Annotated in this window: 21 protein-coding genes; all 21 read right to left on the bottom strand. The window is 59.7% G+C overall.

Annotated elements, in window-relative coordinates; all coding sequences use genetic code 11:
- Nucleotides 1-163: 163 nt before the first annotated feature.
- The 21 genes from JMJ97_RS07950 to JMJ97_RS07850 all read right to left on the bottom strand — a co-directional run bounded on the left by JMJ97_RS07950 (nt 164) and on the right by JMJ97_RS07850 (nt 24,004).
- Nucleotides 164-1,192 carry an ABC transporter ATP-binding protein gene (locus JMJ97_RS07950; RefSeq protein WP_022094888.1) on the bottom strand — a complete coding sequence of 343 codons (1,029 nt, stop codon included), beginning with the start codon at nt 1,190-1,192 and terminating at the stop codon, nt 164-166.
- Nucleotides 1,192-2,283 carry an ABC transporter ATP-binding protein gene (locus JMJ97_RS07945; protein WP_022094887.1) on the bottom strand — a complete coding sequence of 364 codons (1,092 nt, stop codon included), beginning with the start codon at nt 2,281-2,283 and terminating at the stop codon, nt 1,192-1,194. Before JMJ97_RS07945 ends, JMJ97_RS07950 begins: the two co-directional genes overlap by 1 nt.
- Before the next feature lie 2 nt (nt 2,284-2,285).
- Complete coding sequence (locus JMJ97_RS07940; RefSeq protein ID WP_055310513.1) at nt 2,286-3,221, bottom strand: ABC transporter permease; 936 nt, start codon at nt 3,219-3,221, stop codon at nt 2,286-2,288.
- A gap of 14 nt (nt 3,222-3,235) precedes the next feature.
- On the bottom strand, nt 3,236-4,273 hold the full coding sequence (locus JMJ97_RS07935) for an ABC transporter permease (protein ID WP_022094885.1): 1,038 nt from the start codon (nt 4,271-4,273) through the stop codon (nt 3,236-3,238).
- A 156-nt stretch (nt 4,274-4,429) separates the two neighbouring features.
- A complete protein-coding gene (locus tag JMJ97_RS07930) occupies nt 4,430-6,106 on the bottom strand; it encodes a peptide ABC transporter substrate-binding protein (protein ID WP_055286936.1) in 1,677 nt (558 codons plus the stop codon).
- A gap of 293 nt (nt 6,107-6,399) precedes the next feature.
- Nucleotides 6,400-6,654: a preprotein translocase subunit SecG gene (secG, locus tag JMJ97_RS07925; RefSeq protein ID WP_006236144.1), complete on the bottom strand. Its 255-nt coding sequence runs from the start codon at nt 6,652-6,654 to the stop codon at nt 6,400-6,402.
- Between the two features lie 164 nt (nt 6,655-6,818).
- The gene (gene gpmI / locus JMJ97_RS07920; protein ID WP_260699820.1) at nt 6,819-8,372 is read right to left on the bottom strand and encodes a 2,3-bisphosphoglycerate-independent phosphoglycerate mutase; all 1,554 of its coding nucleotides are present in this window, start codon (nt 8,370-8,372) and stop codon (nt 6,819-6,821) included.
- Nucleotides 8,373-8,377: 5 nt separating this feature from the next.
- Complete coding sequence (tpiA, locus tag JMJ97_RS07915; protein ID WP_035138884.1) at nt 8,378-9,145, bottom strand: triose-phosphate isomerase; 768 nt, start codon at nt 9,143-9,145, stop codon at nt 8,378-8,380.
- On the bottom strand, nt 9,138-10,328 hold the full coding sequence (locus JMJ97_RS07910) for a phosphoglycerate kinase (RefSeq protein WP_035138885.1): 1,191 nt from the start codon (nt 10,326-10,328) through the stop codon (nt 9,138-9,140). Before JMJ97_RS07910 ends, tpiA begins: the two co-directional genes overlap by 8 nt.
- Before the next feature lie 140 nt (nt 10,329-10,468).
- Nucleotides 10,469-11,494, bottom strand: a complete 1,026-nt coding sequence (gene gap, locus JMJ97_RS07905) for a type I glyceraldehyde-3-phosphate dehydrogenase (protein ID WP_055286941.1) — start codon at nt 11,492-11,494, stop codon at nt 10,469-10,471.
- Nucleotides 11,495-11,687: 193 nt separating this feature from the next.
- Nucleotides 11,688-12,617: a DNA-binding protein WhiA gene (whiA, locus tag JMJ97_RS07900; protein WP_260699818.1), complete on the bottom strand. Its 930-nt coding sequence runs from the start codon at nt 12,615-12,617 to the stop codon at nt 11,688-11,690.
- A 6-nt stretch (nt 12,618-12,623) separates the two neighbouring features.
- Entirely contained in the window at nt 12,624-13,544 is a 921-nt protein-coding gene (rapZ, locus tag JMJ97_RS07895) for an RNase adapter RapZ (protein ID WP_022094878.1), read from the bottom strand.
- Nucleotides 13,545-13,645: 101 nt separating this feature from the next.
- Nucleotides 13,646-14,332, bottom strand: coding sequence for an N-acetylmannosamine-6-phosphate 2-epimerase (locus JMJ97_RS07890; protein WP_260699817.1), 687 nt, complete (start codon nt 14,330-14,332; stop codon nt 13,646-13,648).
- A gap of 70 nt (nt 14,333-14,402) precedes the next feature.
- The gene (locus tag JMJ97_RS07885; protein WP_022094876.1) at nt 14,403-15,368 is read right to left on the bottom strand and encodes an ROK family protein; all 966 of its coding nucleotides are present in this window, start codon (nt 15,366-15,368) and stop codon (nt 14,403-14,405) included.
- A gap of 172 nt (nt 15,369-15,540) precedes the next feature.
- A complete protein-coding gene (locus tag JMJ97_RS07880; RefSeq protein ID WP_260699816.1) occupies nt 15,541-16,461 on the bottom strand; it encodes a dihydrodipicolinate synthase family protein in 921 nt (306 codons plus the stop codon).
- A gap of 68 nt (nt 16,462-16,529) precedes the next feature.
- Nucleotides 16,530-17,381 (bottom strand): acetylxylan esterase, encoded by an 852-nt coding sequence (locus JMJ97_RS07875; protein ID WP_260699815.1) that lies wholly within the window; start codon nt 17,379-17,381, stop codon nt 16,530-16,532.
- Nucleotides 17,374-18,351 carry an acetylxylan esterase gene (locus JMJ97_RS07870; RefSeq protein WP_260699814.1) on the bottom strand — a complete coding sequence of 326 codons (978 nt, stop codon included), beginning with the start codon at nt 18,349-18,351 and terminating at the stop codon, nt 17,374-17,376. The genes JMJ97_RS07875 and JMJ97_RS07870 overlap by 8 nt, the downstream gene beginning before the upstream one ends.
- An 80-nt stretch (nt 18,352-18,431) precedes the next feature.
- On the bottom strand, nt 18,432-19,259 hold the full coding sequence (locus tag JMJ97_RS07865; protein ID WP_006236159.1) for an ABC transporter ATP-binding protein: 828 nt from the start codon (nt 19,257-19,259) through the stop codon (nt 18,432-18,434).
- Nucleotides 19,260-21,275: a dipeptide/oligopeptide/nickel ABC transporter permease/ATP-binding protein gene (locus tag JMJ97_RS07860; protein ID WP_006236160.1), complete on the bottom strand. Its 2,016-nt coding sequence runs from the start codon at nt 21,273-21,275 to the stop codon at nt 19,260-19,262.
- 3 nt (nt 21,276-21,278) lie between these two features.
- Nucleotides 21,279-22,235, bottom strand: a complete 957-nt coding sequence (locus JMJ97_RS07855) for an ABC transporter permease (protein ID WP_022094871.1) — start codon at nt 22,233-22,235, stop codon at nt 21,279-21,281.
- Nucleotides 22,236-22,390: 155 nt separating this feature from the next.
- Nucleotides 22,391-24,004 carry an ABC transporter substrate-binding protein gene (locus tag JMJ97_RS07850; protein ID WP_260699813.1) on the bottom strand — a complete coding sequence of 538 codons (1,614 nt, stop codon included), beginning with the start codon at nt 24,002-24,004 and terminating at the stop codon, nt 22,391-22,393.
- Nucleotides 24,005-24,121 lie beyond the last annotated feature (117 nt).

The following is a 24,121-nucleotide window of genomic DNA, read 5'->3' as shown; positions in this document are numbered from 1 at the left end:
CGAGGCCGAGCGCAAAATGGATTCTAAAAAACACCTTGCCAAATAGGAGCGTCAGACCAGGAAACCCCCTTATCCGCGGCTCCGAAGGAGCAGGATAAGGGGGTTTCCATGGTCGAGGACGTTCTGAAAACTAAGTCCAGCACGGGCCCGGACAAACAACCTACTACAGGTCGATGTGCGATTCCTTGATCGGGAACGGCTCCGCGAAGTGGCACGCGCAGCAGTGACCAGGTGCAACTTCCTTAAACTCGGGAAGCTTCTCAGAGCAGATACCCTGAGCGATCGGGCAGCGAGTGTGGAAACGGCAACCGGTCGGCGGATCCAGCGGCGACGGCGGATCGCCAGCGAGGATGATGCGCTTGCGGGTCTTCTGGATATCAGGATCGGGAACCGGCACGGCAGACAGCAGCGACTGCGTGTACGGATGGTGAGGCTCGCTGTAGAGCGTCTTCCAGTCCGAAACCTCAACCATCTTACCCAGATACATAACGGCAACGCGATCGGAAATGTGCTGCACGACGGACAGGTCGTGAGCGATAAACAGATACGCGGTACCGAACTTGTCCTGGAGCTCCTTAAGAAGGTTCAGAACCTGGGCCTGAATGGATACGTCAAGTGCAGAGACAGGCTCGTCGCAGATAATCAGCTTGGGCTTCAGAGCGAACGCGCGGGCGATGCCGACACGCTGGCGCTGGCCGCCCGAGAACTCGTGCGGATAACGGTTGATGTGCTCGGGATTCAGACCGACGACGTCCAGCAGCTCGCGGACGCGCTCGATACGCTCCTCCTTGGTACCCACGCCATGAATGGTCATGGGCTCGGAGACGATCTCGCCGATGGTCATACGGGGATTGAGCGAAGCATAGGGATCCTGGAAGATGAACTGCATCTCGCGACGCATGTCCTTGATCTCATGCTTGCTCATCTCGGCAACATCTTTACCCTGGAAGAACACCTTACCGGCGGTCGGCTTGGTCAGGCGCATGATGGTGCGACCCGTCGTGGACTTACCGCAACCAGACTCACCAACCAGACCAAAGGTCTCGCCCGGATAAATCTCGAACGAAATGTCATTTACTGCAGAGACAACACGCTTGGAGAAGCGCTTGGCGAACATGCCGGACTCAGCGGGGAACTCCTTAGAGAGGTGCTCGACCTTCAGCAGCGGAGTACGCTCGTTGGTATCTGCCATTACGCCTCGCCTCCCTTCTTGGAATCCTTGCGCGTACGGGACGTCTCAGGAGCGTTCTTGAGGAACTCGGGGTCACCGGAGTAGTGGCACGCAGAGTAATGACCAGACTCGGTGACAACGCGCTCGGGGCGCTGCTTGCGGCACTTGTCCGTCGCATAGGGACAACGAGGCGAGAACACGCAGCCCTCAGGCAGGTTCATGAGCGAAGGCGGGTTGCCGTGAATCGGCGTAAGCGGCTTCTTCTCTTCGATGGCCTGCTCCGGGATGGAGCGGATAAGGCCCCAGGTGTAGGGGTGGCGACTCTCGTAGAAGATTTCCTCAGCAGTACCGAACTCGACGGGACGGCCGGCGTACATAACCATGATCTTATCGGCCATATCGGCAACGACGCCCAGGTCATGGGTAATCATGATGATGGCGTTGCCGTTCTTCTCCTGCATTTCCTGCATGAGCTCGATAATCTGAGCCTGAATGGTAACGTCCAGAGCCGTCGTGGGCTCGTCGGCAATCAGGATATCGGGATCGCAGGCAAGAGCCATAGCGATCATGACACGCTGACGCATACCGCCGGAGAACTGGTGCGGATACTCATTGACGCGCTTCTCGGGCTCGGGGATACCCACGAGGTCCAAAAGCTCGGTAGCGCGCTTGAGCGCCTCCTGCTTGGAGTAGCCACGGTGCAGACGAAGGCCCTCGCCCACCTGCTTGCCGATCTTATAGACCGGGTTCAAGGAGGTCATAGGATCCTGGAAGATCATCGCGATGTCGTTTCCGCGAATGTGCTGCATCTCTTCCTCGGTCATCTCGAGGATAGAACGACCGCGATAGCGAACGTCGCCGCCCTCGATCTTTCCCGGAGGCATCGAGATGAGGCCCATGATGGTCATGGCGGTCACGGACTTACCGGAGCCGGACTCACCGACGACACCCAGGGTCTCGCCGCGATCGAGCGTATAGGACACACCGTCGACAGCGCGAACGACACCATCCTCGGTATGGAAATACATCTTAAGGTCATCGACCTCGAGCAGATGCTGGCCCTCGGGAACCGGCTGGTCCTTCAGGTCCACATAGTTCTTGTTCTTCTTCATCCTTATGCGTCCTTCATCTTGACGTCGAGGGCGTCGCGCAGACCGTCACCCAGCAGGGTGAAGGCGAGCACCGTCGAGAGAATTGCCAGACCGGGCATGATCATCATCCAGGGAGCAGTCAGAAGATACTGCTGACCGTCCTGAATCATGGAGCCCCACGAAGGCGTAGGCGGAATAACGCCCATGCCGAGGAAGGACAGAGCGGACTCGGTCAGAATGGCGCCACCAATGTTCATGGTCGCGTAGACCACGATGGAGGCGACGGAGTTCGGGAAGATGTGACGCACTACGATACGAGCATCAGATGCACCCATCGCGCGCGCAGCGTCAACATAGTCGTTTTCTTTGACCGTCAAGATTGCAGAGCGGAAGACGCGCGCAATCGAAGGCCAGCCGAGAATACCGATGGCGATAAAGACGTTCTGAAGACCACGGCCGATAACGGCGATCATGGCGACAACGAACAGCACGTACGGGAACGCCAGGAAGATGTCCGCACAGCGCATGATGATCGTATCCCAGATCCCGCCGTAGAAACCGGCCAGAGCACCCATGACCAGACCGATCACCGTGGAGATCGCGGTGGCCATAATGCCGACGGACAGCGAAACGCGTGCACCGTAGATAACGCGGACGAGAATGTCGCGACCAAGGGCGTCGGTGCCAAACGGGTGCTCTGCACACGGAGCCAACAGCGACGTCTCGGCCATGGTGGTCGAGTCGGAAGCCGTCGGCGAACCGAGCCAGGGCTTAGCCCACAGATCTGCGGTCAGGGCAACCAAAACGACGATGATGATCCAGCAGACACCGATAACGGCGAGCTTGTTCTTGCGAAGACGCTTAAAAGCGTCACCCCACAGCGTGCGGGACTTGGCGGGAGCAGATGCGGCCTTGGTGGCGGTAGCCTGCTCCTGAGACTGAGAATCAGTTTCCTGCATGAGACGTACCTCCCTTAGGCCTTATCCGACGGACCGCCAAGGCGGATGCGCGGGTCGAGGAATGCATAGCTAATGTCGACGAGCAGGTTAATCACCATGACGACGACGACGATGAGCGTAACGCCGCCCATAACGATGGGCCAGTCACGCATGCTAATGGCGCGATAGACCTCATAGCCGATACCGGGCCAGTTAAAAACCGTCTCGGTCAGGATGGCGCCCGAAAGCATGCCACCAAAGTCGACACCAATATAGGTAACGACGGGGATGAGTGCATTCTTAAGCGCATGCTTGACGATGATCGCGCGATTGGAGAGACCCTTGGCCTTTGCCGTACGGATGTAATCCTGGTTCATGACGTCAAGCAGCTGCGAGCGCATAATGCGGGCGGCATAAGCGGTCGAAACCGAAGCCAGCGTAATGGTCGGAAGCACATAGTGCATCCAATCCTGATACTGAGAGCTGGAACCGCCGGCACCCGAGATCGGCATGGAGATTGCACCGCCCGTAGCGTCCTTGAGGATGACGCCAAAGAACAGCTGCAGCAACATACCGAGCCAGAAGGCCGGGACCGCAACGAGGATCGACGTGGTGAGCGTTACCAAAATATCCCAGAAGGAATAACGCTTTACCGCCGAAATGATACCCGCACCGATACCCATGATTGCCTCGAGCACGATGGCGCACGCGGCAAGTTTGACCGTATACGGATACTTCTGGGCAAAAATTTCCGTAACCGGCAGCTTGCGCTGATACGAATTGCCCAGATCGCCATGAAGCAGGCCGTTCATGTAATACAAGTAACGGTCCACGAGCGACGTTTGAACGGGGTCGCCGTTCTCGTCAAGGATCGCGTTGCCGTCCTCGTCCGACTGGACCAGGTGATAGCGGACGCGAAGCTGAAGCTCCACCTCGGGGGACAGAGCCTTGTCTCCACCGATCAGCTTGATCGGATCTCCCGGCACGATATTCTGAAGGGCGAACAGAATCAGCGTAACGCCCAAAAATACCGGGATGAACTGAAGCACACGTTTAACGATGTACTTACCCATACCACTCCCCTATCTAGGGATTAACCTAAATGGGATGCCGATCGCCAGACCGGCATCCCAAAATTACCATCAGCCAGTTTACCCCAGGTTAGGGAGAACTGTATGTTTCCCATGAGGTCTACGTAAATACTTGACCCTCACGGAAGCTGCAAACTCTTAGGCGAGCTCAGCGGTACCCAGCTCAGCGTGCTTCTGCGGATCGACATAGAGGTGCTTGATGCGATCGGAGCCGACGATGGTGTGCGTGTAGAACATCACCGGGATGACCGGGCAGTCGGCAGCGACCATAGCGTCGGCCTCCTGCATCTTAGCAACGCGCTCTTCGTCGTCAACCGTGGTGCGAGCCTCGTTGACCTTGGCGTCGAACTCGGGGTTGTTGTAACCGGAGCGGTTGTCGCCACCGAGGGAGTCGGAGTGGAACAGCGGATACAGGAAGTTGTCCATAATCGGGTAGTCGGCAATCCAACCCAGACGACCGAACTGATAGTTAAAGTTCTGGTACTGCTCGAGCAAGGCAGACCACTCAGGGGTATCGGAGACAGCGGTAACGCCAACCTTGGCGAGGTCACCGATGATGGACTCCATGATCTCCTTGTGGCCACCATCCTGGTTGTAGGAAAGGGTCACGTTAATGCCACGATCGCCGTTAGCGCCAGCGGGAGCAACCTTGTCCAGGTACTCGTTAGCCTTGTCGACGTCGTAGGCGCAGAACTCCCATGCGCCCTCCTTGTAGCCATCGATGCCCGGAGGAACAATGCCGTCGGCGGGGGTACGGGTACCCTTGAAGATAGTCTTGCAGATGGCCTCACGGTTGATGGCCAGGGAGATACCCCTGCGCAGGTCGGCGTTGTTGAACGGCTCGGCCGTGTTGTTGCAGGTCAGGTAGTAGGTGGAAGGCTCGGAGCCGAGCAGCATGCGCTCGCCGTCACCCATGGTGTAGCCGTCCTTGGACACGCCGCGATCCTTCTTGGCGGCGTCGATCTGAGCAACGGGAACGTCGCAGACATCGAGGTTACCGGCCTGGAACTCCTTGTAAGCGGTCTCCATGTCCTTGATGACCTGGAAGTGGATGCCATCGATCTTGGCCTTGTCGCCATAGTAATCGTCGAACTTCTTGAGGTTGATCTCCTGACCATCCTCCCACTTGCCGTCCATCATGAACGGGCCGTTACCGACCGGTGCAAGGTAGAAGCTCTTGGCATCGGACTCGGCGCACTCGGGAACCGGGGCCAGAGCCGGGTGAGAGGCGACGAAGGGGAAGTCGGCGTAAGCGGAAGACAGCTTGACGACGAGGGTCTCATCGTCGGGGCAGGTAACACCGCTGAGTTCAGTAGCGTTACCGGCAAGCAGATCGTCATAGCCCTCGACCATGGAAAGGTGATAGGAGACCTCGGAAGGGCCATACTCGGTAGCGATGGCCGACTTGGTGTTGACCAGACGCTCCCAACCGAGCTTGAAGGACTTGGAGGTAACGTCGTCACCGTTGTGGAACTTGGCCTTCTTGATCTTGAAGGTGAACTCGGTGGCGTCGTCGTTGGCCTCGAAGGACTCGCAAGCCAGCGGAACGATCTCGCCCTTCTCGGCGTCATAAGAGGTCAGAGCGTCAAAGAGCTGGTACTCGACCTGAGTGCCCTGGTCCTCCTGGACATTGTAGGGGTCGATGCAGACCGGGTTGTTGATGTAGAAGTTCAGCGTCGAACCGGACTCAGAACCGGAAGTGTCGCCGCCCTTCTTGCCGCATGCGGCAAGAAAAGCCATGGAGCTCGCAGCGAGGGTGCCGCCAACAAAGGCGCGACGACCCATAACGGGCTGGTGGAACATAGAATCAGCCATGCCATCCTCCTTATGAGATAGAACAAAGAAATGTTCAGTCGGACATATGTCGAGACAATCCGATCCGAACCATCAAAACGCCGCCCGCTGCTATGGCTGGTTATGCACAACGAACCAACGTTTCGCAATACAGTAGCGCATTTTATGCACGATTTGGGGCTAATTCCGGTTAACGGTCGAGAATTTCTTTAGTTGGGCGAAGTATGTGGGGATATTTTGACTCTGTTACAAATATGTAAACAAAAAGGGTCCCGCACATGCGAGACCCATTGCAAACGTATATACGCCGATGCTTAGTAGCCCACGATGCCCTGCGGGAAGAAGAACATGCACAGGACGACGCACACGGCAAAAACAACGGCCATAATTACCGTCAGGCGATCGAGGTTCTGCTCCATGACGCCCGTGGCAGAGCTGGAGTTATACAGCGAGCTAGCGATCATATCCGAAACGCCGGTGCCCTTACCGGAATGCATCAGGACGAGAATCGTCAGCGCCACGGCAGAGACAGCCCAAACGACAAACAGAAGAATCTGGAACGGACCCATAGATAAGCTCCTTAATAGAACAGTTCAAACTCCAGTACTGTACCACAATCCCCCGCTCTCCCCTACCTGCCACTCAAGGACGAGGTGGAAATGGCAGAAATACCAAAAAGGGGGTTGTCCGGTTGTGGACAACCCCCTTACTAGAAAACGGTATTTGTTTTCTCTTAGGCCTCGGTGGCGAGCACGCGGCCCGTCATCTCGGCGGAAGGCTCAATACCAGCCATGGTGAGCATGGTCGGAGCGATATCGGAAAGACGGCCGTCCTCGATACCGGTGAGCTGTGCCTTCTCATCAACGATGATGAACGGCACGCGGTTGGTGGTGTGAGCCGTAAACGGATGCTTGGAACCGTCGGAAGCAACGTCAAACATGTGATCGGCGTTGCCGTGGTCGGCGGTAATCAGTGCAAAGCCGCCCTTGGCGAGAATCGCCGGGACAACCTTGGACAGGGCATCGTCAACAGCCTCGACAGCCTTAACGGCAGCGTCGAAGACACCGGTGTGACCAACCATGTCGCAGTTCGCGAAGTTCACGATGTAGAAATCAGCGCGATCCTCGTTGATGGCGGCGACGAGCTTCTCGGTAACCTCGGGAGCGCTCATCTCGGGCTGCAGATCGTAGGTAGCAACCTTGGGGGAAGCGACGAGCACGCGCTCCTCGCCCTCCTTGGGCTCCTCGATGCCACCGTTGAGGAAGAACGTCACGTGGGCGTACTTCTCGGTCTCGGCAGTGTGCAGCTGCTTCAGGCCATTGGCGGCGATAACGTCGGCCAGGACGTTCTCGGGGAACGTCTTGGGGAAGGCGACCTCGACGTCAAACGTCGGATCGTACTCGGTCATCGTCACAAAGTGCGAAAGCTTGATCTGCTCGCGCTCAAAGCCGTCGAACTCCTTGTCCGTGAACACGCGGGTCATCTGACGAGCGCGGTCGGGACGGAAGTTGAAGAAGATGGCCGCGTCGCCCTCGTGAATGCCCTCGTTGTGGGCAGCGAAGGGCTCGACGAACTCGTCGCCGCGCGGGTCCTTCTCGTAGTAGGCCTTGATACCGGCAACGGGGTCGACATCGGCATCGGACGCGTTGACCATGACGTCGTAGGCGCGCTGGATGCGCTCCCAACGGTTGTCGCGGTCCATCGCCCAATAACGACCCGAGACGGTGGCAACGCGAGCGTCGCAACCGGTCTCCTCGGAAATCTTGGCCAGGAAGGCGCAGAACTCGCTCATGTAGCCAGCACCGGACTGCGGGTCGACGTCGCGGCCATCCATGAAGGCGTGGACACGAACGGTCTTGACGCCATGCTCGGCAGCCATCTTGACCAGAGCCTCAACGTGGTTCATATGAGAATGAACACCGCCAGGGCTCATAAGGCCCATGAGGTGGAGAGTCTTGCCGTCAGCCTTGACATCGTCCATAGCCTTGACAAAAACCTCGTTCTTGGCGATGGAGCCGTCCTTGATGGCATTGTTGATGCGCGAAAGCTCCTGGAACACGATGCGGCCGGCACCGATGTTGAGGTGACCCACCTCGGAGTTGCCCATCTGGCCGTCGGGAAGGCCCACGTCCTCGCCCGAAGCGCCGAGCGTGGTGTGGGGGTACTTCTCGTACAGGCCATCAAGGAAGGGCGTCTTGGCAGCGGCGACGGCGTTCTCGCCATCGGCCGGAGCAAGGCCGCAACCATCCATGATGATCAGGAGTGCAGGAAGATGACGTTGTGCCATATGTCCTACTCGCCTGCCTTGACGACCATAGAGGCGAAGTCGGCAGCCTTGAGCGAAGCGCCGCCCACGAGGGCGCCGTCAACGTCGGGCTTGGCGACGAGCTCGGCGATGTTGCCGGGCTTGGCGGAACCGCCATACAGCACGCGGATGCCGTTGGCGAGCTCCTCGCCGAACATCTCCTTGAGGGTCTCACGGATAGCGCCGCAGACCTCCTGAGCGTCCTCGGCGGTAGCGGTCTTGCCTGTGCCGATGGCCCAGATGGGCTCGTAGGCGACGACGACCTGCTTGGGGCAGGTGATCTCAAGGCCAGCAAGGCCAGCCTTGACCTGGTTCACGACGTGCTCGACATAGGTGCCAGCCTCGCGGACCTCGAGGGACTCGCCGCAGCAGAAGACGGGAACAAGACCGGCGGAAACGAGAGCCTTAGCCTTCTTGTTCTGATCCTCGTCGGTCTCGTGGAAGTAGTCGCGACGCTCGGAGTGACCGATGATGCAGTAGGTGCAGCCAGCGGACTTGAGCATGTCGCAAGAGGACTCACCGGTGAAGGCACCCTTGGCCTCCCAGTACACGTTCTGTGCGCCGAGGGCGATGGGGGCAGCCTGAATGCGGTCATGAACCGTGGTGATGTCGATGGTCGGAGGGCAGACGAGCACCTCGACGCCAGCCGGAACCTCGGGCAGAGCCTGAGCCAGCTCGTCGGCGAGCTTGGCGGCCTCGGCGACGTCGTTGTTCATCTTCCAGTTACCAGCGATAAGAAGGGTGCGATTAGGCATCGAGAAGCGCCTCCACTCCGGGTAGGGCCTTACCCTCGACGAGCTCCATGGAAGCGCCACCACCGGTGGAGATCCAGCTCATCTTGTCGGCCAGGTTGAACTTGTTGACAGCTGCGACAGAGTCACCACCGCCGATGATCGAGGTGCAGTCAGCCTCGGCGAGAGCCTCGGCGATAGCCTGGGTGCCGTGAGCAAAGTTGTCAAACTCGAAGACGCCCATGGGGCCGTTCCAGAACACGGTCTTGGCGCCCTTGACAGCCTCGGCATAGAGCTCCTCGGTCTTGGGACCGATGTCCATACCCTCACGATCGTCGGGGATAGCGTCGGAAGCAACAACCTCGGGGACAGCGTCCTCGCCAAAGTGATCGGCAACACGGTTGTCGATGGGGAGTAGGATCTTGACACCCTTCTCCTCGGCCTTCTTGAGCATCTCGCCGGCGCGCTCGACCCAGTCCTCTTCCTTGAGGGACTGACCAACGGACAGGCCCTGAGCCAGGAAGAAGGTGTAGGCCATGCCGCCACCGATGATCAGGGTGTCAGCGGAGTCGATGAGGTGATCGAGAACGCCGATCTTGGAGGAAACCTTGGAACCGCCGACGATGGCGACGAAGGGGCGCTCGGGCTCGGCGAAGATGCCGGTCAGCGTGTCGACCTCCTTCTCGAGCAAGAAGCCGGCGACGGCAGGCAGGTAAGCGGCGGGGCCCACGACGGAACCCTGGGCGCGGTGAGCGGTGCCGAAGGCATCGAGAACGAAGACGTCACCATAGGAAGCGAGCTTCTTGGCGATCTCGGGATCGTTCTTCTTCTCACGCTTGTCAAAACGGACGTTCTCGAGAACGAGGACCTTACCCGGCTCGACGGCGGCGACAGCCTCAGCAGCCTTCTCGCCGTAGGTGTCAGCGACAAAGGCAACGTCGAGACCAGAGAGCTCAGCGAGCTTCTTGGCGACGGGCTCGAGGGACAGCTCGGGCTGGAAGCCGGTGCCCTCGGGACGGCCGAGGTGGCTCATGAGGATGACGCGAGCGTTGTGCTCAACGAGGTAGTTGATGGTGGGCAGGGCAGCCTTGATACGGGTGGTGTCGCCAACGACGCCATCCTTGATAGGCACGTTAAAGTCAACGCGGACGAGAACGCGCTTTCCGTCGACATCGATGTCGCGGACGGTCTTCTTGGTAAAGGCCATGTTTGCTTCTACCTTTCGTACGTGTCTGCCTCCCATTACGGCAGACGATTTCTTATAAAAAGGGCGCGACCCTAGGGTGTAAGCCCTATAAGGCCGCGCCCTTCTTTAGACGCTCAACGAGCTATTCGCTAAAAGCTAAATTAAGCAACGAACTTCTCGAAGTACTTGATGGTGCGGACCATCTGAGAGGTGTAGGAGTTCTCGTTGTCGTACCAAGAGGTGACCTGAACGAGGGTCTGGCCGTTGCCGAGGTCAGAGCACATGGTCTGAGTGGCGTCGAAGATGGAGCCGTGGGTCTCGCCGACGATGTCGCGGGAGACGATCTGGTCCTCGTTGTAGGCGAAGGTCTCGGGGATGGTCTCGGCGTAGGCCTTCATGGCAGCGTTGACCTCGTCGACGGTGACCTTCTTGTCAACGACGGCGTAGAGGTTGGTCAGCGAGCCGGTCGGCGTCGGGACGCGCTGGGCGGCACCGATGAGCTTGCCGTTGAGCTCGGGGAGAACCAGGCCGATGGCCTTGGCAGCGCCCGTGGTGTTCGGGACGATGTTCTCGGAGCAGGCGCGGGAGCGACGGAAGTTGCCCTTGCGCTGCGGGCCGTCGAGCGGCATCTGGTCGCCGGTGAAGGCGTGGATGGTGGTCATGATGCCGGACACGATGGGAGCGAAGTCGTTCAGACCCTTGGCCATCGGGGCGAGGCAGTTGGTGGTGCAGGAAGCAGCGGAGATGATGTTGTCCTCAGCGGTCAGCGTCTCATGGTTGACGTTGTACACGATGGTGGGCAGATCGCTGCCGGCCGGAGCGGAGATGACGACCTTCTTGGCGCCAGCGTTGATGTGGGCCTGAGCCTTAGCCTTGCTGGTGTAGAAGCCGGTGCACTCGAGAACGACGTCGACGTCAAGGTCGCCCCAAGGCAGGTTGTTAGCGTCGGCCTCCTTGTAGATCTTGATCTCCTTGCCGTCAACGGTGATGGAATCCTCGCCAGCAACGACCTCGTGATCGCGAGCGTAGTTGCCCTGCGTGGAGTCGTACTTCAGCAGGTAAGCGAGCATATCGGGAGAGGTGAGGTCGTTGATAGCGACGATCTCGGAGCCCTCATGACCGAACATCTGACGGAAAGCCAGACGACCGATGCGACCGAAGCCGTTAATAGCAACCTTTACTGCCATTGTGTCTCCTTTCGTAAGGCCCCCGCGAGCTACAGCGCCCGCCGTTGAGGCCCACAAACTAACCACTCGCCTAATATACCTTTTTTTTGACTTGAATTTCACGAGAATGCTCGAAATTGAAAATCAAATTTACGTTAAAACGTTTTAAATACTAAAATAGCAGCTAAATCCATATATAAGTCGTTACTTCAAACTACTTGTTTGCTTCAATGAGCTTTTCAAGCCGTAAAACACGATGGTAGAGGGCTGACTTCGACAAGGGAGGGTCAGCCATCTCCCCCAAATCACGCAGCGACAGATCGGGATAGCGCTCGCGCAGGTCGCAAAAGACCGCCAAGGCATCCGGAAGCGTATCACGAAGGCCACGCTGCTCGAGCTCATCGATAAGCGCAAGCTGATGTTGGGCGGCACCGGCGCTTCTGGTCTGGTTGGCGAGCTCGGCGTTCACGCGACGGTTCACATCGTTCTTAACCAACTTGACCGCGCGCGCCTCCTCAATCTCGGCAACGCTGCGCTTGGCGCCAATCAGCTTTAATAGATGCTCGATTTCCTCGGCGCTCTTAATGTACACGGCATATGACCCCCGCCGTGCATTAACACGAGCATGGACCCCAATCTGCTCCAACAGATCGCAAAGCCCCTTGGCATATTGCTCGCCCTGCACAGCAATCTCCAAATGAAAATCGCCGCGTGGATCGGCCACGAAGCCGCCCGCGATGAGCGCGCCGCGGATATAGGCAAGTCTACAGCAAGGACGGGCAACGATATGTCGGGGTACGCCGGCGACAAGTCCTCCCCTACGTTCGAGGATACCCAGCAGAACCAAGGCCTTATCCAGGTCTGGCTGATCAGGCAAGGTGATGAGGTAGTTTCGAACCTTATGCAATACAGATTTACGGACGGTGAACTCCGTTTTGAGCTTAAGGATACGATGCGTCAGCGTGATCATCGTGCGCGCGACGGCTCCCGTCTCAGTCGCAACCGTCAAACGATACCGCCCAGAGCCGGTAAGCGAGAGCGTACCGCTCACGCGCGTGAGGGCGGCAAGCGTCGACAAGTCGCAGTATTCACATTCGGGTTCGCAGCGCGCAAGCTCGTCGCGCACCTCAGCGGTAAACGACATGCAGGCCTATGCCTTCGTGTTGGCGCGCGACAGGTCGCGGTGGGAGATGCTCACATGATACTGAGCGCCTTCCAGGTAACGGGCCGTGGCCTCGGCAATGGCAACGCTGCGGTGCTGGCCGCCCGTGCAGCCGATGGCGATAGAAAGCTGCGGCTTACCCTCCGCGATATAACCGGGCATGACCGTATCGAGCAGCTGTGTCCAAGCCTTCCAAAACTCCTGCGTCTTGGGATGGTCCAGAACAAAATCGGAGACCTTTTTATCGAGACCGGTCATCGTGCGCATCTCGGGATCGTAGAACGGATTGGGCAGGAAGCGGACGTCGATCATAATATCCGCTTCGACGGGCATGCCGTGCTTAAAGCCAAACGAGAACACGTGGACATCCATAAGCTGCTGGTCGGACAGCTCGGAAAATGCCATACGCAGCTTGTTGCGCAGCGCAGAGGTGCGCAGACGGCTCGTGTCGATAATCATATCGGCTCGGTCGCGCACGCCCTGCAGCTGAAGGCGCTCGCGCTGAATGGCATCGGCCGTAGTCTCCCCCGGCTTGGCAATGGGATGACGGCGGCGATTTTCGCTGTAGCGACGAATCAGCACCTCGTCAGAAGCCTCCAGGAACACGATGTCGCAGCTCATCTCGCGCTCTTCGAGAGCGGCGACCGCATCGAGCAACTCGTCAAACAGTCCCTGGCTACGCAAATCGCAGGTGACGGCGAGATGCCTGCCCACGCCCGTATTGATGCCGACGAGCTCGGCAAGCTGGGCGATGAGACGCGGAGGCAGGTTATCGATGCAAAAATAGCCCATGTCCTCGAACACGTGCATGGCCTGTGTGCGGCCTGATCCGGACATTCCGGTGATGATGACGATATCGGGGATGCGCTCCGAGCGCTCCGCCGCATCCATGGCATCTCCCTTTTGCATGTGTTGCCTCCCGAAAACAAGCGCGGGACCCAGCAACCCGGATCCCGCGCGGTCAATTGCCTATATTGAGTATACCGCCCCGAGCGGATACGAGGCCTGTCTTACGCCTCAAGCGCAGCCTTGAACCAACTCGTAATACTCGTGGGGTGCGTGATGGCGGTGCCGACGACAACGGCCCAGGCGCCAGCATCGATCGCGGCGCGAGCCTCCTCGGGCGTATGCACACGACCCTCGCAAATGATGGGAAGGCCGGGGAATTCCTCGGTCGCCTGACGCAGGAGCGGCAGATCGGGGCCATCGGCCTTGGTGCAGTCGATGGCGGCAACACCATGAGACAGCGTGGTGGACACCAGGTCGAAGCCCATGTCGACAGCACGACGAATATCCTCGATGGTGGCACAGTCGGCCATCAGGAGCACGCCCTCCTCGTGCAGCGGACGGAAAGTATCTTCGACGGTCTTGCCATCGGGACGCGGACGATCGGTGGCGTCGATCGCCACGATATCGGCACCCGCAGCAACGCAGGCGCGAGCGTGGCGCAGCGTCGGCGTGATGTAAACGCCCTCGTGCCCATCCTTCCACAGGCCGATAACAGGAACCTCACAGCGACCCTTAATGGCGGCAATGTCGGCAAGGCCCTGGCAGCGAATGGCGGCGGCGCCGCCGAGCTCGCAAGCGCGAGACATTTGAGCCATGGTCTCAGGCGTACGAAGCGGCTCGCCCATATACGCCTGAACGCTCACGACGAGCTTGCCCTTCAGGGATTGAATCAAAGGATCGACGGTCATAAGGCTGTAACCTTTCTCAGAACAGCCTCCCGAGGCGTGTTGTCTCGGGAGGCTCCTACAGAAGATACGTTTACTTCAACGAGGCAAGAAGATGCTCAGCGGCACCGATGAGCGGAGCATCGCCCTCCAGAGAACCGATGAGGATCGGCGTGTCCTGAAGCGGATCGAGCGCCTGGCTGGCATAGCCCTCGTGTACCGAATCCTTCCACGTCTGTGAACGCCAATCGGGACCTTGGTGAATCACGCCACCCGAAAGCACGATGACCTCAGGGTCCAGGATGTTAGCGAGCGAGCCCAAGCTGGCACCCAGCGCAAAGCCGGCGTCATGGATGACCTCGGTCGCCTTTGCGTCGCCCGCACGGCACAGGTCGTTCACATCGCGACCGACCGAAGGACGGCTGGGGTCGACGCGACCAAAGCGCTCATCGTACATACGACCAATGGAAGTGCCCGAAGCAACCGACTCCAGATGGCCGGAACGCCCGCAGGCGCAGGGAATACCGGCGGCAGCCGAGCACTCGATGTGGCCCATATGGCCGGCAGCACCATGGAAGCCCTGCATCACGCGGCCGTTCTCGACATATGCGCCGCCGATGCCCGTACCGATGCCCAAACACAAGACGGAGAACTTGCCCTTGCCGACGCCCCAGTGGGCCTCGCCCAGAGCATGAGCCTGCACGTCGCCTACAACGGCAACGGGAAGGCCGAGGTCCTCGCGCAGACGCGGCCCCAACTGAACGCCGGACCAGCCGGGCATAATCTCATTGGCATACGCGATGGCGCCCGTCTTGGGATCGACGACACCGGCGGCACCGATGCCGACGCCAAGGACCTCGACATCGGGATTCGCCTCAAGAGCGGCCTTGATGGACGCCTCGATACGCTGGAAGACAGCCTCGCCGCCCTCCTGGGCCTCGGTGGGAACCTCAGCTTCAAAGACCGGATGGGGCACGCTGCCGTCAGCCGGGTACTCCATAATGGCGGTCGCGATCTTAGTTCCGCCGATATCGACAGAGCAGACGTACTTGTTCTCCATGTCGTTCTCCTTCGGAGACAAAAACAACTACAGGAAATGCGCCGTCAGGCTAGCCGTCACAGCGCGGTAAAGGTTTTCCAGGTGCCCGAGATCGCCGAGAAACCGTGCGGCCATTGACCTAATGGGTCATGGCCGCACGGTTGAACGGCGAGGTCGGGTGCCTGGGAAAGCTTTAAAGGAGACCGTTGTCCTGGAGGACCTTGCGAATCGCCTCGACGTTCTCACCGGTCATGGCCTTCACCGGGCGCGGCATGGTCGGGCTGTCGAAGATGCCCATGAGGTTCATAGCGGTCTTGAAGGCGCCGACGCCACCGGCATAGCCCTGGACGCCCGAGGTGACATCCCAGATGTGCGAAATCTCATTGAGGCGATCCTGCTCGGCCTTGACGGTAGCCCAGTCACCAGCCTGAGCGGCCTTCCACTGACGAACGTAGCCCTCGGGCTCAACGTTGGCGAGGCCCGGAACGGAACCGTCGGCGCCAGCGAGATAGGCACCGTCGACGACGACCTCATGGCCGGTAAGGATGCTCATCGGATGGCCGTTCTTCTCGTTCTCCTGAATGAGGTAGCGGAACGAGATGTCATCGCCCGAGGAATCCTTGACGCCAGCCAGGACGCCCTCGGCGCCGAGCTTAGCAAGGAGCTTCCAGGGGAGCTTGGTGTGGACGCACACGGGGATGTCGTAGGCGAAGATGGGCAGGTCGAGTTCCTCGTGAAGGATGCGGAAGTGCTCCTCGACCTCGGTCATGCCCTGCAGGGCATAGAACGGGCAGGTGGCGACGAGCGCATCGGCGCCCAGCTCCTGGGCGACCTTGCCGTGCTCGATCATGCGCTCGGTCTCGGTGTCGATGATGCCGACCAGAACGGGAACGCGGTGGTCGACGATGCGCACGGCCTCGGCGACAATCTGGCGACGGCGCTCGTCGGTGGAGAAGACGACCTCGCCCGAAGAGCCCAGGAAGAACAGGCCATCAACGCCGGCATCGATCATGCGGTTGATGCTGCGCTCAAAGGAGGCAACATCGAGCTGGTGGTCTTCGGTATCGGGAACAACGACGGGAGGGATAACGCCGGTGAATTTCTGAGTTGCCACAAGAATCTCCTTAGTTGTCTGGCGGGCGGCCCTATGCCGCCCACTCTTGTTGGCAGTGTCCAGGCCGCCTAGGCCAAAGAACACGGATAGAACGTTTGGTTAAAGAAGTCGACGACTTCGTTTTCGAACGCATTGATGCGCTCGTGAGCGTATTTGGCATAGATGATATGCCTCCGGTCACACTCAAGACCGTTGAATACGGCAAACTGGCCCTTGGGATCACTCACGGTATCCATGAGCGATGTGCCCATGAGCACCGAGCCACGAACCCGAGGCGACAGCGTCTCGAGACCGCTGGGAAGCGGATTGGCAAGCGCCGTGCAGGCAAGGCCCCGCTCGTCCAGAGCAGAAACCGCCAGCGCGACACCGCCGCCAAGGCCCTCGCCCCATGCAAAGATGCGGTCGGGATCCATGCCATCAAGGTTGCGCGCAACCTTCGCCAACGCGCAGCCCCAACGGACACGCTCGACAAAAGCAGGCGAGGTAATCCCCTGCTGCAGATCGCTGGATCCAATAGTCTCATCGTCCAGCGCAAGCACGGCATATCCCATGGCGGCAAACCGCGTCATGTGATGCCATCCCCGCACGGGTCGGTCGATGTCATGGAACATCAGACACAGCGGAACAAGCTCGGATCTTCGGGCGCAACCAGAGGGCTCAATCAAACGGCCGTGCACGACATACCCGCCGAGCTCAAAGGAAACCTCGGAGTAGCGCGCGCACGGATTTGCGAAATCAATCGCCGTAACGGTCAGCCCGCAAACCTCAAGGTCCGAAGCGGCTGTCTCCAACTCGGAAACATCCACAGAAGCATCGCCGCGCCAATCCCGGAAATCAGAGAGCCTTGACGAAACCGTCCCAGGAATCCCCGCAAGCTCGGGGACAATCAACTCTTCGATATTGCTCTCGCACTTAGACATGAGCCTCCCCTCCCTCGCAGAAAAACGGAATGATCAGATCATCAAAGTCCTGAATCTCCTCGTGGCCAAAACCTTCAAAGAACTCATGACGCTTTTCACAGGTCAGGTTGTTGTAGACCGCAAACTGCGTCGCCGGCGGGCAGACGATATCGGCTGTGCCCGTGCCAAACAGCACGGGGCATTTGACCATGGGGGCAAAGTTCTTGGAATCGAAGTACGCCAGCTTGGCATAGGCTTCCTCGATACGAGTCGAGTCCTCGTCAAACCAGCGAGACCAGTAGCGCAGACCCTCGTAGGCAATGTCGTCGGCATCCAAATCCCAGACCAGGCGGAAATCCGATAAGAAGGGATAGAGGATGGCGGCGCGATTGATGAGCTCGCTGTTAAGCGCGCAGGTCGCAATGCCCAAACCGCCGCCCTGCGACGCGCCGTTCACAAACACACGGGCAAGATCGATGCCCTCGAGCTCGCGAACGATAAGGCACAGAATGCGGATATCCTGATGTAGGCGGACATAGTAGAGGTTGGCTGGGTCGCCGTCGATACCGGCGACGATATGGCCCGCGACCGTCGTGCCCTCAAATCCACCAATGTCCTCGGAGGGGCCTCCTTGGCCAGGACAATCGAGAGCAATGAGCGCCATGCCCATGCCCGCAAACGACGCTTGCTCAAACCAGCTGCGGCTCGCACCCGGATATCCATGGAACTGAAGTACCAATGGCACGTGCTCGTCCGAGACAGGTTTAAGGTACTTGGCATGCAGGCGTGCACCACACATGCCGGTATACCAGAGGTCGAAAAACCGACAGGTCGCGGAATCCGCAACCGAAGCCGCCTCAATCGCATAATCGAGCTCGACGGCGTCGGCCTCGGCCATGCGGTCCTTCCAAAAGAAATCGAAATCCGATGGACGGGGCATAGCGCCTCGATATTCACCAAATTGCTGTTGTAGCTCCTGAGCACTTGGCATGGCTCGTGAACCCAACCTTTCGAAATCGCAACGGAGGTGCGCCCGGTAAGGGAACCGGGCGCACGGGAGGGAAAGCGAGGCTACTCGCCGAGCTTGGGATGCAGCAGCGACGGCGCAGCGCCGAGCAGCATCTTGGTGTAGGGGTCCTGAGGGTGCTGGAAAACCTGCTTGGCCTCGCCCTGCTCGACGATCTTGCCGCCATTCATAACGATGATGTCGTCAGAGATATAGCGGACCGTCTGGATGTCATGGCTGATGAACACCATGGCCAGGCCGAGCTCCTTCTTAAGGTCGGTCAGCAGGTTCAGAATCTGCGCGCGGACCGAAACGTCCAGAGCCGAGGTGGGCTCGTCGGCGATGATGGCATCGGGGTTCAGCGACAGGGCACGGGCAATTGCGACGCGCTGGCGCTGGCCGCCCGAAAGCTGGCCGGGAAGAACCTCGGCGGCGGAGCTGGGCAGACCGGTGAGCTCCAAGAGCTCCTTGACGCGCTTCTCCTGCTCGGCCTCGGTACCCAGGTTGTGGACGCGCATGGGGTCGAGCAGTTGCTCGCGAACGACCATGCGGGGATTGAGCGCCGTGGCCGGGTTCTGGAACACGACCGAGATGACGCGACCCATGTGGCGACGGTCCTCGGCGGTACGCTTGGTAACGTCCTTGCCCTTAAAGTAGACCTTGCCGCTCGTGGGGGCCTGCAGGCCGCACATGACGTTGGCGGTGGTTGACTTTCCGCAACCGGACTCGCCGACGATGCCGATCGTCTGGCCGGGCATGAGCTTAATCGTTACACCCTGGACGGCGTGAACCAGGTTGGGGTGCAGAATCGAGCCGGTACGGGTCCTAAAGGTGACGTGGACGTCATCAAGGAAGATGATCGGCTCGACGCCGTTGACTGCGGTCTCGCTCATCTACATCACCTCCGCGTGAGGGGTCAAACCATTTGCCTTGAGCACCTCATCGGGGAGCTCGGAATAGAAGTGCTCGGTGCCGGGCACGCGCTTGAAGACCGGACGGGTGTCCAGGCCAATGCGCGGATGGCTCGAGCGGGGCGCGAAGCGATCGCCCTTGGGGAAATCGCGCGGGCTCGGAACGGCGCCGGGCACCTGGTGCAGGCGGCCCGAACCGCTCTCGATGGACAGGACGGAACCCAGAAGGCCGCGGGTGTACTCGTGAATCGGGTTGGTGAGCAGCTCCTTGGTGGGCGCCTGCTCGATAACCTGGCCGGCGTACATAACCGTGATGTTATGGGCAACCTCGGCGACCAGAGCCAGGTCGTGCGAAACGAAGATCATGGCAAAGCCGAGCTTGGCCTGAAGGTCGTTGAGCAGCTTGATGACCTGCTTCTGGACCGTAACGTCCAGAGCGGTCGTGGGCTCGTCGCAGATGACCAGCTTGGGGTCGCGGGTAAGGGCCATAGCGATCAGAACGCGCTGACGCTGACCACCGGAAAGCTCGTGCGGATAGCTCTCGAGCGTACGCTTGGGGTCGAGGCCCACGAGCTCCAGGAGTTCCTCGGCGCTACGGGTGCCGCCGCGCTTGGTGAGCTGCTTCATCTGGGCAGAGATGAGCATAGAGGGGTTGAGCGAGGACAGGGCGTCCTGATAGACCATGGCGATATCGGTACCGCGCAGGCCGAACCACTCCTTCTTGCTCATCTTGAGCAGGTCGCGGCCCTCCCAGAGAACCTCACCGGAAAGATGCTCGTCATCGTCGGTCAGGCCCATGATGGCCAGCGTGGTGATGGACTTACCGCAGCCGGACTCGCCTACCAGGCCCATGGTCTGGCCGGGACGGACGTCAAAGTTGACGTGGTCGACGACGTTGATGTCACCGTGGTGCTCAAACTGGATGCAGAAATCGCGGACCGAAAGAATCGGCTCAACGGACTCATCGGGCACATGGCGGTCGTTACGCTTGAGCTCGACATCGCGCAGGGCGCCAAGACGGGCGGACAGGGACTGAGCCTGCTCCTTGTAGGCACGAACGGGGTCAGAGACCAGCAGGTCGGCCTCGCGACGCTTGGAGGAATCGGTCGGATCCAGGGCGGCGGAGGGAGCGGCAGCCATAGCGTCGGTAATGCCCTCGGAGAGGATGTTGAGCGCCAGGCAGGTGATCATAATGGCCAGGCCCGGGAACAGTGCCTGCCACCAACGGCCAGCGAGCACGCCGCCGCGGGCGTCGGCGAGGATGTTGCCCCAGGTAGCGGTGGGCTCCTGGATGCCGGCGCCGATGAAGGTCAGCGAGGCCTCGAAGATGATGGCGTCTGCGACCAGGGTAACGGTGAAGACCATGATCGGAGCGATGCAGTTGCGCAGAACATGCTTGATCAGAATCCACGGAGCCTTGGCGCCGGACACGATGACCGCGCGGACATAGTCCTCACCGTACTCGGACACGATGTTGGCGCGCACGATACGGGCGATCTGCGGAGTGTACATAAAGCCGATGGCGAAAATGATCGACGGCACGGAATTGCCCAGGATGGAGACGAAAACGGCTGCGAGGGCGATACCCGGGATGGACATGATGATGTCCAGGATACGCATGATCGCCTCAGAGATAGACTTGCGCGAAACCGCTGCAAGAGCGCCGACAACGGAACCACAGACCAAAGCCATGGCGGTAGCACCAAAGCCGATAATCAGCGAGTAACGACCACCGTAGAGCATACGCGACAGAATGTCGCGGCCCTTATCGTCGGTACCGAAGATAAATCCGTTGCCGGGAGCCTGGCGAGCCGTAAAGATCTCGACCGGGCTATAGGGGGCAAGAAGGGGCGCCAAAATCGCAGTCAGGGCGACCAGCACCAGCACGACGGCGGCAATCTTAGAAGACAGCGTCATCTTCTTCCAGCCACCGAGCTTGAGCCCCTTGGAGGCAGCCTTCTCGAGCTGCTCGGTTTGCTTCTCTCGAATCTTTACCATAATCTACACCGTCCTGATGCGCGGGTTGATGAGCAGGTAGAGCATGTCAACCACGATGTTGATGATGATGAAGGCAAGAGCAACGACGATGACGACGCCCTGAACCAGGTTCGCCTCGTTGCCCTGAACGCCCTGCAGAATCGCAGTACCCATGCCGGGGAGGTTGAAGATGACCTCGATGACGACGGCGCCGCCCATGAGGTAGCCGATCTTAAGACCGAGGGTGGTGACCGGGGTGATCAGCGCGTTGCGCAAAACGTTGATGCCGACGACGACCTTCTCGGGAACGCCGGCGCCGCGGGCCATACGGACATAGTCCTTATCGAGCTCCTCGACCATGGCCGTACGCACGATACGAGTCATCTGGCCCGTCAGCGGGAATGCCAGAGCGATAGCGGGCATGATCATACGTCCCAGATAGCCAGCCGGGTTGGTGGTGAAGTGAGGCAGAGCACCGGACGCCGGGAGCACCTTAAGGTAGGAAGAGAACAGCAGGATCAACAGAACGGCAAGCCAGAACGACGGGGTTGCCAAGCCGGCGATGGAGAAGACGCGGATCACTTGGTCCGGCCATTTATCGCGATACAGTGCCGCGATGACGCCGAGCAAAAACGAGACGACCGCGCCGATGGCTAGACCGATGAAGGTCAGCTGCATCGTGACGGGCAGGGCCGTGGAGATGCGCTTGGCAACAGAGTTGCGAGCAGCACCATAGGTGCCCATGTCACCATGGATCAGATCGCCCATGTAGCGCACGTAGCGCACGGGCCAGGGGTCGTCCAGACCATACTTCTCATGGTACTCGGCAACCGCCTCGGGCGAGGCACCGTCACCCAACGCCGTATAGGCGGGGTCGGTCTTGGAGAACGACATAAGGAAGAACACCAGGACGGTGACGCCCAATGCCATGATCGGCAGCGCCACGAGACGCCTTCCAATCAAACGTAGAAAGTTGTTCACGTTCTCTCCCCTTTCTTTTGTCGGTAGGACCAACTGGTATATGAGTATGGATACTCATTACAAGACCCGAGCGACATCGAGGCCGCCCGGGTCTTTGTTTCAACTATGAGGACGTTGCCTTACGACCGACGCCCCACATATGACTCAAGCGAGTCTTAGGCCTTGACGGTCGCGACGCCCCTGAAGGACATGCTCGTCGTGCCGATGCCCTTGAAGCCATCGAGGGCCTCGCCGTTGGGCGCGGTGGACGGATCGTCCCAGGAAGCGGAAACGGTCTTGACGTGGACAACGGGGTACAGAACAGCGTTGTCGGCGATGATGTCGAAGCACTCGTTCCACTTCTTCTGCTGCTCGTCGCCCTCGGCGGCAAGAGCCTCGTCCATGAGACCGTGGAGCTTCGCCCACTCAGCGGAATCCTTCCACGGGCAACGGGTCTGCATCCAGACGTTGTCGCCATACCACCAGTTGAGCAGCAGGTCGGGGTCGGCGCCGAAGCAGGACGGATCGCCAGGGGCAAGGAGGATATCGTAGGCCTCGCCGCCGTCGATGGCAGCGTAGGTGGCCGGCGAGGTATCGGTCTGGATAGTCACATCGAAGCCGAGAGCGTCGAGGTCGTTCTTGACCTGAGCGGCCATGCCCTTGATCTGCTCGTTGTCGGTGGTGCGCAGGGTGATGGCGCCCGGGGTGATGCCAGACTCTTCGATGAGCTTCTTGGCCTTCTTGGCGTCAGTCTTGTACACCGTGGAAGCCTCATGATAGTTGGTGAAGCTCTTGGGCAGGTAGCAGCTGGCAGCGGTAGCAAGGCCGGCGAAGGTGTTGGTAATCATCTTCTCGGTGTCGAGCGCGTACATGACGGCCTGACGGACCTTGACGTTGTTCCAAGGCTCCTTGGCGACGTTGAACATGATGAAGCGGGTGCCGAAACCCTGGACGTTATCGATCTTGCAGCCGGCGCTCTCGAGCTGGTCGACGGCGTCAGCGGTGACGAGCTCCATAACGAGCGTGGAGCCCTCCTGCTGAGCGGTAACGCGAGCGGTGGGGTCGGTCAGGATGCTGTACTGGATCTTCTTATCCTCGGCAGCATACTCACCGTTGTACTCGGGGTTGGGAACCAGGGTGATCTCGGTATCGGAGATAGAGTCGTACATCCAGGGGCCGGAGCCGATCGGCTGCTTAGCGCGATCCTCCTCGGCCTGGGTAGCCGGGGTAACGCGGATGATGGCCAGACGATCCTTGAGCAGGGAGAAGTTGGGGACCTTGGTCTTGACCGTTACAGTGCTGGCGTCCTTGGCCTCGATGGACTCGAAGGGCTGGAAGAACGGAGCATAGGTAGCAGAAGCAGCGCAAGCGGTGTAGGAGGCAACGACGTCATCAGCAGTGACCTCGGTGCCATCGGAGAACTTGGCGCCCTTGCGGATGGTGACCTCGAAGGTAGTGTCGTCCACGGACTTGGGATCGTCGGTGGCGAGCTCGTTGAAGGTGCTGTAGTCGTGGTAATCGATGCCATAGAGGCCCTCGATGACGTGCCAGTTAGCACCCAGGCCCACAGCGGAGCCGGTGCTGGCGGGGTCGAAGCTGGACGGAGCGTAAGCGGAACCAGCGGTGATCACGCCGCCGCCACGGTTGGCGGAATCGGTGGAACCGGAAGCGGAACCCTCGTCGTTGGAGCTGCCACCGCAGCCGGTGAGACCAAGCCCTGCGACAGCAGCGACGCTGCCGGTGAGGCCGAGGAACGAACGCCTGGACATACCCTTGTTGATGATGGCCATGTCTTCTCCTATCAATAGAGAATCTTACCCGGGAGCACCTAGACTTGCCCCCGCGCAACTTGCGGACGATATATACCTTACCTACCGACGGACCCAACTGAGGTGCCGCGCTCGGCG

This window comes from Collinsella aerofaciens (assembly GCF_025289055.1).
GTDB lineage: Bacteria > Actinomycetota > Coriobacteriia > Coriobacteriales > Coriobacteriaceae > Collinsella.
The sequence above is the reverse complement of the archived record's forward strand: the minus strand, read 5'-3'. Positions and strand labels throughout refer to the sequence as shown.

Excerpts from the sequence above, each read along its gene's own strand:
- JMJ97_RS07945 (WP_022094887.1), bottom strand. The coding sequence starts at position 2,283 with ATGAAGAAGAACAAGAACTATGTGGACCTGAAGGACCAGCCGGTTCCC.
- gpmI (WP_260699820.1), bottom strand. The coding sequence starts at position 8,372 with ATGGCACAACGTCATCTTCCTGCACTCCTGATCATCATGGATGGTTGC.
- JMJ97_RS07910 (WP_035138885.1), bottom strand. The coding sequence starts at position 10,328 with ATGGCCTTTACCAAGAAGACCGTCCGCGACATCGATGTCGACGGAAAG.
- JMJ97_RS07930 (WP_055286936.1), bottom strand. The coding sequence starts at position 6,106 with ATGGCTGATTCTATGTTCCACCAGCCCGTTATGGGTCGTCGCGCCTTT.
- rapZ (WP_022094878.1), bottom strand. The coding sequence starts at position 13,544 with ATGCAAAAGGGAGATGCCATGGATGCGGCGGAGCGCTCGGAGCGCATC.
- JMJ97_RS07870 (WP_260699814.1), bottom strand. The coding sequence starts at position 18,351 with ATGCCAAGTGCTCAGGAGCTACAACAGCAATTTGGTGAATATCGAGGC.
- JMJ97_RS07890 (WP_260699817.1), bottom strand. The coding sequence starts at position 14,332 with ATGACCGTCGATCCTTTGATTCAATCCCTGAAGGGCAAGCTCGTCGTG.
- whiA (WP_260699818.1), bottom strand. The coding sequence starts at position 12,617 with ATGTCGTTTACCGCTGAGGTGCGCGACGAGCTTGCGCGCTGCGAACCC.
- secG (WP_006236144.1), bottom strand. The coding sequence starts at position 6,654 with ATGGGTCCGTTCCAGATTCTTCTGTTTGTCGTTTGGGCTGTCTCTGCC.
- gap (WP_055286941.1), bottom strand. The coding sequence starts at position 11,494 with ATGGCAGTAAAGGTTGCTATTAACGGCTTCGGTCGCATCGGTCGTCTG.
- tpiA (WP_035138884.1), bottom strand. The coding sequence starts at position 9,145 with ATGCCTAATCGCACCCTTCTTATCGCTGGTAACTGGAAGATGAACAAC.
- JMJ97_RS07940 (WP_055310513.1), bottom strand. The coding sequence starts at position 3,221 with ATGCAGGAAACTGATTCTCAGTCTCAGGAGCAGGCTACCGCCACCAAG.
- JMJ97_RS07850 (WP_260699813.1), bottom strand. The coding sequence starts at position 24,004 with ATGGCCATCATCAACAAGGGTATGTCCAGGCGTTCGTTCCTCGGCCTC.
- JMJ97_RS07885 (WP_022094876.1), bottom strand. The coding sequence starts at position 15,368 with ATGGAGAACAAGTACGTCTGCTCTGTCGATATCGGCGGAACTAAGATC.
- JMJ97_RS07865 (WP_006236159.1), bottom strand. The coding sequence starts at position 19,259 with ATGAGCGAGACCGCAGTCAACGGCGTCGAGCCGATCATCTTCCTTGAT.
- JMJ97_RS07875 (WP_260699815.1), bottom strand. The coding sequence starts at position 17,381 with ATGTCTAAGTGCGAGAGCAATATCGAAGAGTTGATTGTCCCCGAGCTT.
- JMJ97_RS07935 (WP_022094885.1), bottom strand. The coding sequence starts at position 4,273 with ATGGGTAAGTACATCGTTAAACGTGTGCTTCAGTTCATCCCGGTATTT.
- JMJ97_RS07860 (WP_006236160.1), bottom strand. The coding sequence starts at position 21,275 with ATGGTAAAGATTCGAGAGAAGCAAACCGAGCAGCTCGAGAAGGCTGCC.
- JMJ97_RS07950 (WP_022094888.1), bottom strand. The coding sequence starts at position 1,192 with ATGGCAGATACCAACGAGCGTACTCCGCTGCTGAAGGTCGAGCACCTC.